The 14342-nt window shown below is 55.5% G+C and carries 12 protein-coding genes; 2 read left to right on the plus strand and 10 right to left on the minus strand.

The features are described from left to right. Positions 1-86 precede the first annotated feature (86 nt). Positions 87-1367, plus strand: a complete 1281-nt coding sequence (locus ED901_RS12460) for a lysine N(6)-hydroxylase/L-ornithine N(5)-oxygenase family protein (protein WP_056773131.1) — start codon at positions 87-89, stop codon at positions 1365-1367. Between the two features lie 51 nt (positions 1368-1418). Here the strand turns inward: ED901_RS12460 and ED901_RS12465 are convergent, their stop codons facing one another. Beyond that, positions 1419-2069, minus strand: coding sequence for a hemolysin III family protein (locus ED901_RS12465; protein WP_056773133.1), 651 nt, complete (start codon positions 2067-2069; stop codon positions 1419-1421). A gap of 335 nt (positions 2070-2404) precedes the next feature. Here ED901_RS12465 and ED901_RS12470 point away from each other — a divergent pair, with 335 nt between their 5' ends. Then, positions 2405-3013, plus strand: coding sequence for an HD family hydrolase (locus tag ED901_RS12470; protein ID WP_056773134.1), 609 nt, complete (start codon positions 2405-2407; stop codon positions 3011-3013). 40 nt (positions 3014-3053) lie between these two features. On the opposite strand, the gene ED901_RS12475 is transcribed toward ED901_RS12470, so the two are convergent. From ED901_RS12475 to ubiI, 9 genes are all read right to left on the minus strand, one after another. Beyond that, positions 3054-4361, minus strand: coding sequence for an ABC transporter substrate-binding protein (locus tag ED901_RS12475; RefSeq protein ID WP_122096055.1), 1308 nt, complete (start codon positions 4359-4361; stop codon positions 3054-3056). Continuing rightward, positions 4354-5460: an ABC transporter ATP-binding protein gene (locus ED901_RS12480; RefSeq protein WP_205965100.1), complete on the minus strand. Its 1107-nt coding sequence runs from the start codon at positions 5458-5460 to the stop codon at positions 4354-4356. The genes ED901_RS12475 and ED901_RS12480 overlap by 8 nt, the downstream gene beginning before the upstream one ends. Continuing rightward, entirely contained in the window at positions 5460-6287 is an 828-nt protein-coding gene (locus ED901_RS12485; RefSeq protein ID WP_122096057.1) for a phosphodiesterase, read from the minus strand. Before ED901_RS12485 ends, ED901_RS12480 begins: the two co-directional genes overlap by 1 nt. An 11-nt stretch (positions 6288-6298) precedes the next feature. Next, a complete protein-coding gene (locus tag ED901_RS12490; protein WP_122096058.1) occupies positions 6299-7198 on the minus strand; it encodes a carbohydrate ABC transporter permease in 900 nt (299 codons plus the stop codon). Continuing rightward, positions 7188-8060 (minus strand): carbohydrate ABC transporter permease, encoded by an 873-nt coding sequence (locus tag ED901_RS12495; protein ID WP_122096059.1) that lies wholly within the window; start codon positions 8058-8060, stop codon positions 7188-7190. Before ED901_RS12495 ends, ED901_RS12490 begins: the two co-directional genes overlap by 11 nt. Positions 8061-8267: 207 nt before the next feature. Beyond that, positions 8268-11141, minus strand: coding sequence for an aminomethyl-transferring glycine dehydrogenase (gcvP, locus tag ED901_RS12500; protein WP_122096060.1), 2874 nt, complete (start codon positions 11139-11141; stop codon positions 8268-8270). A gap of 107 nt (positions 11142-11248) precedes the next feature. Beyond that, entirely contained in the window at positions 11249-11635 is a 387-nt protein-coding gene (gene gcvH / locus ED901_RS12505; protein WP_056773158.1) for a glycine cleavage system protein GcvH, read from the minus strand. Between the two features lie 54 nt (positions 11636-11689). Continuing rightward, positions 11690-12787: a glycine cleavage system aminomethyltransferase GcvT gene (gene gcvT / locus ED901_RS12510; protein WP_122096061.1), complete on the minus strand. Its 1098-nt coding sequence runs from the start codon at positions 12785-12787 to the stop codon at positions 11690-11692. 321 nt (positions 12788-13108) lie between these two features. Beyond that, a complete protein-coding gene (gene ubiI, locus ED901_RS12515) occupies positions 13109-14335 on the minus strand; it encodes an FAD-dependent 2-octaprenylphenol hydroxylase (protein ID WP_122096062.1) in 1227 nt (408 codons plus the stop codon). Positions 14336-14342: the final 7 nt, after the last annotated feature.

Consider the following 14342-nt stretch of genomic DNA (forward strand, 5'->3'; position numbering starts at 1 on the left):
TTATCGAGAAAAATGTCAGTCGCCAATGGCTGATCTATGCTTAAGGCACTTTCCAAAACATTTAATAAAACACAAGGAACAGAAAGATGCCCGCGAAGGATTTGATAGGTATTGGCATCGGCCCCTTCAATTTGAGCCTGGCCGCGATGGCAAAAGATACGGAGAAACTCAACACCGCCTTCTTTGATGCAAACCCGGAATTCAGCTGGCACCCTGGCATGTTGTTGCCAACCGCCACCATGCAGACCTATGTCTTACAAGATCTGGTGACCACCGTCGCCCCACGCAGCGAATTTTCCTTCATCAATTATCTGGTGGAACAGAAGAAAATTTACCGCTTTCTGGCAACGGAACAGCTGATCATCAGCCGCGATGAGTTTTCCGATTACCTGCGCTGGGCGTGCGACCGCATCCCCAATTTGCACTTTTCTGCGCCGGTAGAAAGTATCGATTTCGACGATAAGCGGCAGGAGTTTGTGGTGCAGAGTGAAAAAGGCGAGCACCGCGCGCGCAATATTTGCCTCGGCACCGGTCATGCGCCGTGGATCCCCAAAGCGGCCCGCGCGGCGCTGGGGGAGAATTGTTTTCATGCCGCTGAAATTGAACTGCGTGAACCCGATTTCACCGGCAAACGTATTGCCGTCGTCGGTGGCGGGCAAAGTGGTGCCGATATCATTCTCAACGCGCTAAGCGGCCACTGGGGCGAATTCGCCGAGCTGAGCTGGCTGTCGAGACGCCCGAATTTTCAGCCGCTGGATGAATCGATTTTCACCAATGAATACTTCACGCCTGAATATGTGAATTATTTTTATACCCTGCCCGAAGAGGTGCGCGAGCGGGAGATTGCCACGCAAAAACTGCCTTCCGACGGCATCAGTTACCACACGCTGGAAGATATCTATAAGCAGCTTTATCACCGTTTTGACGTCCTGCATCAGCCGCGCAATGTACGTTTATTACCGCACCGCGCGCTCGATCATATCGCGCGCAATGCCGCAGGAGATTTCAGTTTGCAGGCAAGACACGGGCTGGAAAACTGCGAAGAACATTTCAGTGCCGATATTGTGATCCTGGCGACCGGCTATCGCCCCGGTTTGCCGGACTATCTCGCGCCCATGCTCGGGAGGATCCCTTACGATCGTGAGCAGCATTTGCCGCTGCAGCCGAATTTCAATCTGCGCTGGGACGGCCCTGAACAGAACCGCATTTACGCGGTCAATGCCGGTATTCACAGCCATGGCAGCGCGGAAGGGCAACTGACGCTGACCGCCTGGCGCTCGGCGAAAATCCTCAATCATCTGCTGGGGGAAGCGCATTACGATTTGCAACCGGTGCCTTCGCTGGTGCAGTGGTGGGCAGGTAAATAGCAGGCACAAAAAAGCGGAGCCACGGCTCCGCTTCTCTCTTGCGGCTTAAAGCTACACGTAGAAATAGATCGCCAGAAAGTGACAGGCGCTCCCGCCGAGCACAAATCCGTGCCAGATGGCATGACCGTAGCGGATCCTTTCCGAGGCATAGAAAATCACGCCCAGCGTGTACACCACGCCGCCAATCGCCAGCAACCAGACGCCGCCAGGCTGCAGTTTCATCGCCAGCTGATAAATCACCACCAGCGACAACCAGCCCATGGTCAGGTAGGTGATCAATGAAAGCACTTCAAACCGGTGGGCGAATACCAGTTTGAAAATCACGCCAAATAGCGCCAGCCCCCAGATCACCGCCATCATCCCTTTCGCCAGCGGGGAATTTAAGCCGACCAGCAGGAACGGCGTGTAAGTTCCGGCAATCAGCAGGTAAATGGCGCAGTGATCCAGCTTTTTCAGCCAGTATTTCGCTTTCTGATGCGGAATGGCGTGATAGAGCGTGGAGGCTAAAAACAGCAAAATCATGCTGCCGCCGTACACGCTGTAACTGGTGATTGCCACGGCGCTGGCATTATCAGCCAGAGCCTGAGCCAGCAAAAGCACCAGCCCGACAATCCCGAAAACCAAACCAACGCCGTGACTCAGGCTGTTGGCAATCTCTTCAGCCCACGGATATCCCTGTGGCGATGGAGACGTCTTACCCATACGATGAAAACCCTCGAGGCATAACAATAAAATGGCAGGTTATAAAATATCCTGACCCGCAGAGTAGCTGAGAATGATTCCAGTGTACACCTGTACGCTAAAATGGAGTATTTCCTCCTGTAACAGGCTCTTAGCAGGATCATCATTTCATGATGCTCATCACCGGAGCCCCTTCAATTCATTCACTTTGTTTATAATCCCTCTCTATTACATTCTTCAGATGACGGATTATTCCGCACCCAAAAACATGATTTTTTGTCATCAAGGGATTAAGGTGTACCGGAAATCTCTGATAACGCCATTAACAATGCCGTCAATATGACTAAGGTTTGACCATGTCTGTAGCAACTTCCCCGCTGAATTTCGGCGCCATGACCGACGTTTTTCAGTTCCTGATGGAAATCGACAAGCTGAAAAGCGTGCAGCGTCGCACCAAAGTGTTAGGCACCGATCGTCAGGAAAACTCCGCGGAACACAGCTGGCATTTCGCCGTGGCAGCGATGTCTCTGGCGCCTTATGCGCCACAAGACGTTGATATTAACAAGGTCATTCGTATGGCATTGATCCACGATATCGTCGAAATCGATGCCGGTGATGTGCTGGTTTACGATCTCGCTGCCCGCGCGGCGGTTCACGATCAGGAAATCATTGCCGCAAAACGCCTGTTCGGCCTGCTGCCTGCGCCGCTGAACACGCAGTTCCTGGCGTTATGGAATGAATACGAAGCGGGCGAAACCGCAGAAGCGCGCTTTGCGCTGGTGATCGACCGCGTGATGCCGATGGTCATGAACCTGAGTAATCAGGGTCAGAGCTGGGTGGAAAATAATATCCGCCTGGAGCAGGTGTTAGCGCGTAATGCCTTTATCGCCGATATCCATCCTGAACTGTGGCAGCACATCCGCGGCCATCTGGATAACGCCCATCAGCAGGGCTGGCTGAAGTAATAAAATCTTCCCCTCGTGAGAGGGGAAGGCGCAAGATCAACTACTTCGGCACGGCCAGCGACGTCGATTCCACGTAAGGTTTCATGAGAGTGTCGGCGTCTTTCTGTGCCTGTGCCGCTGCCGCTTCCGGCGTGACTTTCTCGTCATTCACCAGTGCCGCCAGCTGATTTTCCATCGCCTGACGTACTGCCACGGTTTCATAGGTCGAATACCACGGATAGGCGTATTTCAGCTGTTCCAGCGCAATCGCCGCTCGCGGGTCTTTCGCCAGATAGTCCTTCATTTCCGGTGTGTCATAAGACGCCATGCGCGGTGAAAAATAGCCCGTAAAACGGCTCCAGGCGCCGTTCACTTTCGGGCTGACCAGATATTGCAGGAAGGTGTAAGCCGCTTTTTTCTGTCCGTCAGAAATGCCTTTAAAGCTCACCAGACTCGCTCCGCCAATGGTCACGCCGTTGCGCACTTTAGCGGGCATCATCGCCACGCCCAGTTCGAAATCTTTGGTGTTTTCACGCATAAAGCCCAGCGCCCCGGTGCTGAGCATGGTCATGCCGAGTTTACCGGAGAAGAACGCCGCGCTGATTTGTTTAGAATTGAGCACGCCCGACGGCATCACTTTGTCGCGATACACCAGATTCTGCCAGAAGTGCAGCGCGCCCAGCGTGGACGGTTTGTCGTAATACACTTCGCCCGGATAATCGGCGTTGTAATACTGGCCGCCGTTGGCACGGGTCAGCGCGGATAAAATCCAGGCGCCGTAGTCATCGTTAGTCGATGGCAACATGATGCCCCACTGCCCTTTTGCCGTATCCGTCAGCTTTTTCGAGTCTTCCAGCAATTCATCCCAGTCTTTCGGCGGCGCGGTAATGCCCGCTTTGGCGAACATGTCTTTGTTGTAATAGAGGATTGGCGTCGAGTTATGGAACGGGATCGCGTACGTCACGCCGTTAAGCTGGGCGTTCTGGCGCATGGCGGGCCAGAAGTTTTGCGTCAGGAACGGCGTGGCTTTCTGATCGCCGAATCTGAACAGTTCGTCCATCGGCAGAATTTCGTTTTTGATCGCCAGATCCGCCGTGAAGTTGGCGGACATGATCACCAGTGCCGGAGGCTGACCGGATTTGGCCGCCGCTTCGGCTTTGACTTTGGTGGTGTCGTAGTTGCCGGTGAAAATCCCGCGCACCTCGATATCCGTTTGTGACTGGTTGAACTCTTTGATAACGCGGGTCATTTCCATGGTCAGCTTGCCGTCAACCGGCGCAGGGAACATGAAATCGATATTTTCTTTGGCGGACGCCGTGCCTGCGGCAATGAAGCCGATGGCGAGCGCCAGCGCATGAGTTTTACGCATGAAGGTGATTCTCCTGGTGCAGATTCTGCTGGTTTTGGCCTGAAAAAAGATGAAGGTCGTGCAAAGAGAAATACAAGGTGATGCGGTCGCCGGGTTGCGGAATGTCCCGGCTGTTTTCCCGCAGCTGGTTTTTACGAACATAACGAATTTTGCCAAGCGACGTGTCGGCGTGGCACAGATACTCCGCGCCGAGCAGTTCGCGATAGGTCAGCGTCGCCTGCAATTGCAGACTTTCGCCTTCCACCGGCCGGTCGCTGATGTGTTCGGGTCTGATGCCCAGATACACGTCAGCAAGCGCCTGCGCATGTCCCGTCTGTGGCAGACGTACCGGCTGGTTTTCGACTGTCAGCACGCCAGCGGCGCACGGCAGCAAAAACAGATTCATCGACGGCGTGCCGATAAATCCGGCGACAAACAGGTTGGCCGGATGCGCGTACAGCGTTTCCGGTGCGCCGATTTGTTGCAGATGGCCTTTATCCAGCACGGCGATCCTGTCCGCCATGGTCATGGCTTCCATCTGATCGTGCGTGACGTAAACGGTGCTGGTTTTCAACTGCTGGTGCAGCTGCATGATGCCGTCGCGCACCTCCGTACGCAGCCGTGCATCGAGATTGGACAGCGGTTCATCCATCAGAAACAGCTTCGGATCGCGCACAATGGCGCGCGCCATTGCCACACGCTGGCGCTGCCCGCCCGAGAGTTTGCCCGGTTTGCGTTTAAGCAGCGGCTCCAGCTGCAAGAGTCCGGCCACGCGATCCACACGCGCCTGATGCTGATCTTTCGGTTCGTTGCGCATGCGCATACCGAACGTGATGTTTTGCTCGACGGTCATGTGCGGGAACAGTGCGTAGTTCTGGAAGATCATTGAGAAATTACGTTCGCGCGGCGGCAGCGCAGAGATGTCATTGCCGTCGAGCATAATGCGCCCGTCGCTGACCTCTTCCAGCCCCGCCAGCAGACGCAGCAGGGTGCTTTTTCCGCAACCCGACGGCCCGACCAGCACCAGAAATTCGCCGTCGGCGATCTCCAGCGACAGCTGATTCACCGCCGTGCTGCCTTCAAACTGTTTGGTGATATTTTCCAGACGAATGCCAGACATCATTGATCATCCACCGGGCAACTGATTTGCGCGTCGTAAAGATACGGCCCCGGATACTGCGACAGCGGGTGCAGATAGCTGACCAGCCCGGTTTGATCCACCAGACGGTGCATCACGCAGGCTGCCGGTTCGAGGTTATAAAACGGCGCCGGATTGTGGTGATAATACGGCACCTGATGCACCGTGCCGGGAATGGTGGTGATGATTGCCTGTTTGTACTGGGTGAAAATCAGCCGGTGCGTGTGGCCGCAGAACACGCGAACCAGCGACGGGAAGCGGTCGATCAGCGCCAGCAGCTGGTCGCCGTTTTCGCAGGAAATGGCGTCCATCTGCGCCGAACCGACTTTCACCGGCGGATGATGCATAAACACCGCCGTCGGTTTATCACCGCCCTGCTCCAGCTGACCTTCCAGCCACGCCAGCGTTTCCAGCGTCAGGAATCCTTTCGATTCTCCCGCCAGGCTGGAATCGACAAACAGCAGGCGCATCGCGAAATCATCGATGGCGTAACGCATATTCTGCGGGTCGGTGCCGAGCTGCGGACACAACGGATGCAGCGCTTCCAGAAACTGGGCTTTGTCGTCGTGGTTACCGGGAATGATAAACAGCGGATAACGCAGATTACCCAGTGTGCGGCGCGCCACCTCGTATTCCTGCGGCAGACCGCAGTTGACGATATCGCCGGTGATCACCACCGCATCCGGTTGTTCTTCCAGCGCATTCAGCTGGCTGACGACTTCGGCGTTACAGCCGTTCACATCGATAAAGTCATACAGTTTGCGGCCTTGGCTGCGAAAGTGCATGTCAGAAATCTGAGCTAAAAACATGGATGACTCCTTTATTTGATCCCGGAAAAGCCGAAACTTTTCAGGAACTGTTTCTGAAAAATAATGAACGCCAGCATCAGCGGCAGGCACACCATCAGCGTTCCGGCGGTGATTAAGCCCCACTGCCCGCCCGATTCCGCGCCCATCGCAAAAGACACCAGCCCGACGGTCAGCACCTGTTTGTCCGGATCGTTAAGCACCATCAGCGGCCAGAGATATTCATTCCAGTGATAGGTAATGCTGACGGTGGCAAAGGCGAGAATGGCGGGCCACGACATCGGGATCAGTACGCGGAACACCACCTGCCACCAGCGGCAACCTTCCATCAGCGCGGCTTCTTCGATTTCACGGGGAATACTGAGAAACGCCTGACGCATCAGAAACACGCCAAACGCCGACGCGAAGTACGGCATCATCACGCCGGTCAATGTGTTGAGCAGGCCGAACTGTTTGAGGATCATCATGTTCGGCACCATCATGATGACCGGCATGATCATCAGCTGGATCAGCAGCAGGTAGAACAGCGTCTGTTTGCCGCGAAATTCGTGATATGCGAACACGTAACCGGCGGTGGTGATGGTCACCAGCTGAACCAGAAAGGTGCCGAAGGAAAAGAAGATCGTGTTGGCGTAAAGCCGCAGCCAGTCGGCGCTGTCCCACGCATCGCGGAAGTTTTGCAGCGTCAGCGGGAAGCGCGGCAGCAGCGAGGCCATGTCCGGCGAAAAACTGCTTTCGCTGAACGCCGAAGACAACATCCACAGGAAAGGCGCCATCCATAAAAAGGCCGCGCACAGCAGTAAAACCGGCAACGTCGAACGACGCGCACCGCGCAATAACATCGACGGCGAACGTGCAGCCGCCCGCGATTTTTTGCCGGTCATCACCGGCACTTCAGACGTTTCAACGCTCATAGTGCGCCCCTCTTTCCAGCACCCGCAGGTTCAGCATCGAAAAACCAAACAGCGACACCAGCGTCAGGAAGGTTGCCGCCGAGGCTTTGCCTAAATCGTGGGTGTCATTGGCCAGACTCTGGATGTAATACAGCAGCACGGTGGTGGCGTTATTCGGTCCGCCCTGCGTCATCACCGCGACGTGGTCGATCTGCGTAATGGAATAAATCAGCGCGATGGTGACCACAAAGCTGATGGTCGGGCGCAGCAGCGGCAGCGTAATGTAGAAGAAAACCTGCGGACGCGACGCCCCTTCCATCAGCGCGGCTTCGCGGGCTGAGGCGGGGATTGACTGCAATCCGGCGAGGAAAAACAGCATGTAATAACCGGCGAATTTCCACACGCCAATCACGCTCAGCGCAATCAGCGCGCTGTTGCTCATGCCGAGATAATTGTTATTCATCGGTCCGAACACTTTCGCCAGGGTGTAATCCAGCAGCCCCATGCCGGGCATGAAAATGAACAGCCATAGCGTGGCGGCGCTGACCAGCGGGATAATCATCGGGAAGAAAAATGCGGTACGCAGCCAGCGGTTCAGCGAAGTGTTTTCCCACAGCGCCACCGCCAGCAGCAGCGCCAGCACGATACCAGGCACGACGGTCATCAGGATGTAGGCGAGGTTATTAAGCAGCGCACGCCAGAACACCGAATCCTGAATCAGACGCAGATAGTTTTGCAGGCTGACAAACGGCGGGGCATCCGACGACAGTCGGCTGTCAAACAGGCTGTCCGTCGCTGACTGAAATAAGGGGTAATAGGTGAATAAAAACAGAAAAATCAGCGTCGGCAGCAAAATCAGGTAGGGAAACAACATGCGGCGCATTACAGGATACCGGTCAGCGAATTAAGGTGCCTATCCTGTCCTGAATTTATGTCAGTCACATGGCGGGAATGTGATGGTTATTTGAATGAAAAATAAGCGAATGTTACTGAACAAAATTGAGCGGGGTGTGCTGCCAGAACGGCAAAAACGGGGGCCAGAAATGCAATCGGCTCCCTCCCCGTGAAAGGGAGAGAGCCGACGGAAATCTTACTCGTAATCTGACATCGGCACGCAGGAACAGAACAGGTTTCTGTCCCCGTACACGTCATCAAGACGTTTCACGGTCGGCCAGTATTTGTTGTCGTAACCGGCCGGGAATACCGCCACTTCGCGGGTGTACGGGTGGTTCCAGTCGCTGACCAGCTCGTTCTGCACGTGCGGTGCGTTCACCAGCGGGTTGTCTTCCAGCGGCCATTCGCCTTTCGCCACGCGGTCGATTTCGCTGCGGATTGCCAGCAACGCATCGATAAAGCGATCCAGTTCCACTTTGCTTTCGGATTCGGTTGGCTCAACCATCAGCGTACCGGCCACCGGGAAGGACATGGTCGGGGCGTGGAATCCGTAGTCGATCAGGCGTTTGGCGATATCCATTTCGCTGATGCCGGTGGTTTCTTTCAGCGGACGAATATCCAGAATACATTCGTGCGCCACACGGCCATCACGGCCGGTATACAGCACCGGATACGCGTCTTTCAGACGGGTGGCGATGTAGTTCGCATTCAGGATAGCGACCTGGCTGGCTTGTTTCAGGCCTTCCGCGCCCATCATACGAATGTACATCCAGCTGATAGGCAGGATGGACGCGCTGCCGAACGGAGCCGCAGAAACCGCGCCGTTTTGCGTCAGTACGCCGTCAATCTGCACCACACTGTGGCCCGGAACAAACGGAGCCAGATGCGATTTCACGCCAATCGGACCCATGCCTGGGCCGCCGCCGCCGTGCGGGATACAGAAGGTTTTATGCAGGTTAAGGTGCGAAACGTCCGCGCCGATGTAACCCGGCGTGGTGATGCCGACCTGTGCGTTCATGTTCGCGCCGTCGAGGTAAACCTGACCGCCGTACTGATGCACAATCTGGCAAACTTCGCGGATGGTTTCTTCGTAAACGCCGTGCGTTGACGGGTACGTCACCATGATACAAGAGAGCTCATCGCCCGCTTTCGCGGCTTTCTCACGCAGGTCACTCAGATCAATGTTGCCCTGTTTGTCACAAGCCACCACCACCACGGTCATGCTCGCCATCTGCGCGGATGCCGGGTTGGTCCCGTGCGCGGAGCTTGGGATCAGACAGATGTGACGGCTGCTTTCGTTACGGCTTTCGTGGTAGCGACGAATCGCCAGCAGACCGGCATATTCGCCCTGCGCACCCGAGTTTGGCTGCATACACACCGCGTCGTAACCGGTGAGCTGAACCAGCCATTGTGACAACTGACCAATCATTTGCTGATAGCCGCCAGCCTGTTCTGTCGGGCAGAACGGGTGCAGTTCAGCGAATTCCGGCCAGGTAATCGGGATCATTTCGGCCGCAGCATTCAGTTTCATGGTGCAGGAACCCAGCGGGATCATCGCCTGATTCAGCGCCAGATCCTTTTTCTCCAGACGGTGCATATAACGCATCATCTCGGTTTCGCTGTGGTACTGATTGAATACCGGATGGGTCAGGATCGGCTCCACACGCAGCATCGCCGCAGGAATCGAGTTGCTGTCGGTGGATACCGCTTTGTCCAGCTTATCGATATCCAGACCGTTGTCGTCACCCAGCAGGGCAGCGAACAGGATTTGCACATCTTCACGGGAAGTCGCTTCATCCAGAGTGATACCCACTGCGCCGTGAATGTCAGTACGCAGGTTCAGACCGAAGCTCAGCGCGCGTTCCAGCACGGCGGCTTTGTCTTTCACTTCCACGGTCAGCGTATCGAACCAGGTGTTGTGGCGCAGCGTCAGGCCACCCTGTTTCAGGCCAGTGGCCAGAATGTCAGTCAGACGGTGAATGCGTGAGGCAATGCGTTTCAGGCCTTCAGGGCCGTGGAATACCGCATACAGGCTGGCAATGTTGGCCAGTAACACCTGCGAGGTACAAATGTTGGAGTTGGCTTTTTCGCGGCGGATATGTTGCTCGCGGGTCTGCATCGCCATACGCAGTGCCGTTTTGCCCGCAGCATCACGGGAAACCCCGATGATACGGCCCGGCATGGAACGTTTGAATTCGTCTACACACGCGAAGAAAGCCGCGTGCGGACCGCCGTAGCCCATCGGCACACCAAAGCGTTGCGCGGAACCAAAGACCACGTCTGCGCCCTGTTTGCCCGGTGCGGCCAGCAGCACCAGCGCCATAATGTCAGCGGCGACGCTGGTAATGATTTTGCGGGATTTCAGTTCGCCCAGCAGCGCGGTGTAATCGTGCACTTCGCCGGTGGTGCCCACCTGCTGTAACAGCACGCCGAACACGCCTTCCAGCTCGAGCACTTTTTCGGCTTTATCGACAATGATGTCAAAACCGAAGGTTTCTGCACGGGTGCGTACCACGTCCAGCGTTTGCGGATGCACGTCGTCAGCCACGAAGAAACGGTTAGCGTCTTTCAGTTTGCTGGCACGTTTTGCCAGCGCCATGGCTTCGGCGGCGGCAGTTGCTTCGTCGAGCAAGGAGGCAGAAGCCAGATCCAGACCGGTCAGATCCAGCGTCAGTTGCTGGAAGTTGAGCAACGCTTCAAGACGGCCCTGAGACACTTCCGGCTGATACGGGGTATACGCGGTATACCAGCCCGGATTTTCCAGCATGTTGCGCAGGATAACCGGCGGTGTCAGCACCGCGCTGTAACCCATACCGATGTAGGATTTATAGCGCTGGTTCTGGCTGGCAATGGCTTTCAGCTCAGCCAGCGCCTGATGTTCCGTTACGGCGTCGCCGACGGCCGGTGGCCCCGGCAACTGGATATCGACCGGAACGATCTGCTGGATCAGCGCGTTTAAGGAATCCGCGCCGACCGCTTCCAGCATCTGTTGCTGCTGCTGAGAAGACGGGCCGATATGGCGGCCAATAAAGGCTTCGCTGTGTTCGAGTTGGCTGAGAGTCTGAGTCATTTGCTACGCATTCCTGGAATCTGCTGGAGGTGTCTTGGGATACTGACAAAAGCTACGGGTCTTGATTTGCCCCGCAAGCGGGTTACGGGGCGGTCGTGCAGTCTTGATTATTCTTCGACAGAGGCGGCATAGGCTTCTGCGTCAAGCAGGTTAGCCAGTTCGCTTTCGTCTGACGCTTTAATCTGGAACAGGAAACCGGTGCCGTAGGGCTCGCTGTTGACCAGCTCCGGGGAACCTTCCAGTTCACCGTTAACCGCGACGATTTCGCCGCTGATTGGCGAGTAAATGTCTGAAGCCGCTTTAACGGATTCCGCCACGGCGCAGTCTTCGCCTGCGGCAACTTCGCGGCCAACTTCAGGCAGATCAACGAAAACCATGTCGCCCAGTAATTCCTGAGCGTGTTCGGTGATGCCTACGGTGTAAACGCCGTTACCTTCTGAACGTACCCACTCGTGGGATGACGCGTATTTCAAATCTGACGGGACATTGCTCATCGATAATCTCCTGAAAACGTTTTAAATTTTTCTATTTCTGCTCAATTAAATACGTTACTGCACCAGCGGTTTGCCGTTACGGACAAACCCTGGTTTGGTGACTTTTACCGGCATTTCGCGATTGCGGATCTGTACAATGGCCTGTTCACCAATGCCTGCCGGAACGCGCGCCAGTGCAATACTGTAGCCCAGCGTCGGAGAGAAAGAACCGCTGGTGATCGCGCCCTGATGCGTGTTGCCTGCGACGTCGGTGAAATGCACCGGCATCTCGTTACGCAATACGCCTTTTTCGGTCAGAACCAGTCCTACAAGCTGTTCGGTGCCCTGCTCGCGCTGTCTTTCCAGTGCGTCACGGCCAATAAAGTTGCGGTCTTCCGGTGCCCAGGCGATGGTCCAGCCCATGTTGGCCGCCAGCGGTGAGACGCCTTCGTCCATTTCCTGACCGTAAAGATTCATGCCGGCTTCCAGACGCAGCGTATCGCGCGCGCCCAGACCGGCTGGTTTCACGCCCGCTGCCAGCAGTTTCTGCCAGAAATCCGCCACCTGCTCTTGCGGCAGCGCGATTTCATAACCCGCTTCGCCGGTGTAACCGGTGGTGGCGATGAAGAGATCGCCTGCCTGTACGCCGAAGAAAGGTTTCATGCCCGAGACCGCATTTTTTTGTTCGGCGCTAAACAAAGTTTCTGCTTTTTCTTTCGCCTGCGGCCCCTGCACGGCAACCAGCGCCAGATCGTCACGCACGGTCAGTTCAACGCCGTAAGGTTCTGCATGCTGCGAAATCCATGCCAGATCTTTCTCACGGGTGGCGGAGTTGACCACCAGGCGGAAATAATCTTCGGTAAGGAAGTAAACAATCAGATCATCGATCACGCCGCCGGACGCATTGAGCATGCCGGTGTAAAGCGCTTTGCCCGGTACGGTGAGTTTGGCGACATCGTTCGCCAGCAGGTAACGGAGGAATTCACGGGTACGGGCACCGTGGAGGTCAACAATGGTCATGTGAGAGACGTCAAACATACCGGCATCCTGACGCACAACGTGGTGTTCATCCAGCTGGGAGCCATAATGCAAAGGCATCATCCAGCCGTGGAAATCGACCATACGCGCGCCGCATGCAACATGTTGTTCATAAAGCTGAGTCTGCTTAACCATCTTATTCCTCATGACGAAAAGGCTGCCTGAAAGTTGAAAATGACAGGGAGCGCAAACGATACCCTTTGTTCGAACTTACCACTGAATAAGCTCACTAACCATAAGTTAAAATAGGTGGAGCAGAAGGAATGTCAGTGATTTCACAAGGGCATTGTGCAGAGTTTTTGACTGGTAAACTGGGGTTTGTGGCGCAAAATCTACAAATAAACATCAAAAGTATCGATGTTATATAACGACAAGGCCGGATTTCTCACCATTTGCAGAATGAGAAATCCGGCCCCGGATTAGAAAATGTAATGGAAAAACCTGGCTGAAATTAGATTATTTCAATCGAAGCGAATCGTCCTGTAACCACTCAGGTAAATCATTCAACCCCATCGCCTGACGGACCAGTTTCGGTTTCACGCCCGGCAGCGAATCCGCCAGCGTCAGGCCAATATCGCGCAGGAGTTTTTTGGCCGGATTGTCCCCGGCAAACAGTTCGCGGAAACCCTGCATCCCGGCAAGCATCAGCGCTGCGCTGTGTTTGCGGCGGCGCTCGTAACGGCGCAGGTACATGTGCTGGCCGAAATCTTTGCCTTCTTTTTGCAGGCGTTTGATTTCAGACGCCAGTTCTGCGGCATCCATAAAGCCTAAGTTCACGCCCTGACCGGCCAGCGGATGCACGGTGTGCGCCGCATCGCCGACCAGCGCCAGACGTTGACCGGCAAAGCTGCGGGCATAACGGCCGGTCAGCGGGAAGGTCACGCGCTCGCTTTCTACCGCGCAAACACCCAGGCGCAGGTCAAAGGTGCTGGCGAGAATTTTGTTGAACTCTTCCGGCGCCAGCGCGCTCAGTCGCTGTGCTTCCTCAGGCGATACTGACCAGACGATGGAAGACAAATGCGCATCTGCCAGCGGCAGAAAAGCCAGAATGCCGTCGCCGTGGAAGACCTGGCGTGCAACAGACTGGTGCGGTTCTTCCGTGCGGATGGTCGCCACCAGTGCATGATGACGGTAGTCCCAGAAGGTCAGAGGGATGTCGGCGTGCTGACGCAGCCACGACTGTGCGCCATCTGCGCCGACCACTAACCGCGCGGTGAGCTGGCGATCGTCATTGAGGGTAATGAATGCCTCGTTTTCGCCCCACGCCACATTCTTCAGAGTTGCCGGTGCCAGCAGGGTGATGTCGGAAGATTTTTCCGCACGTTGCCATAAAGCACGGTGGATCACCTGATTTTCAATGATGTGACCGAGATGACTGAAACCGTATTCTTCGCCACGAAATGCAATTTTACCGAAGCTGTCGCGATCCCAGACTTCCATCCCCTGATAGGCATTGGCACGCTGAGCAATGATGCTGTCCCAGACGCCGATATATTTCAGCAGGCGTTCACTGGCAGCGTTAATCGCCGAAACCCGTAAACCCGGCTGTTCCGGCAACGGTGAATCGAGATCCGGTTGCTGATTTTCCAGCACAGCAACGCGTAAACCGCTGCCCTGTAAACCACATGCCAGCGCCAGACCGACCATTCCGCCACCGGCGATAACCACATCAAAAGATTGCATAATTTTT

Source organism: Rahnella sp. Larv3_ips (assembly GCF_003697865.1).
In the GTDB taxonomy this organism is placed as follows: Bacteria; Pseudomonadota; Gammaproteobacteria; order Enterobacterales; family Enterobacteriaceae; genus Rahnella; species Rahnella rivi.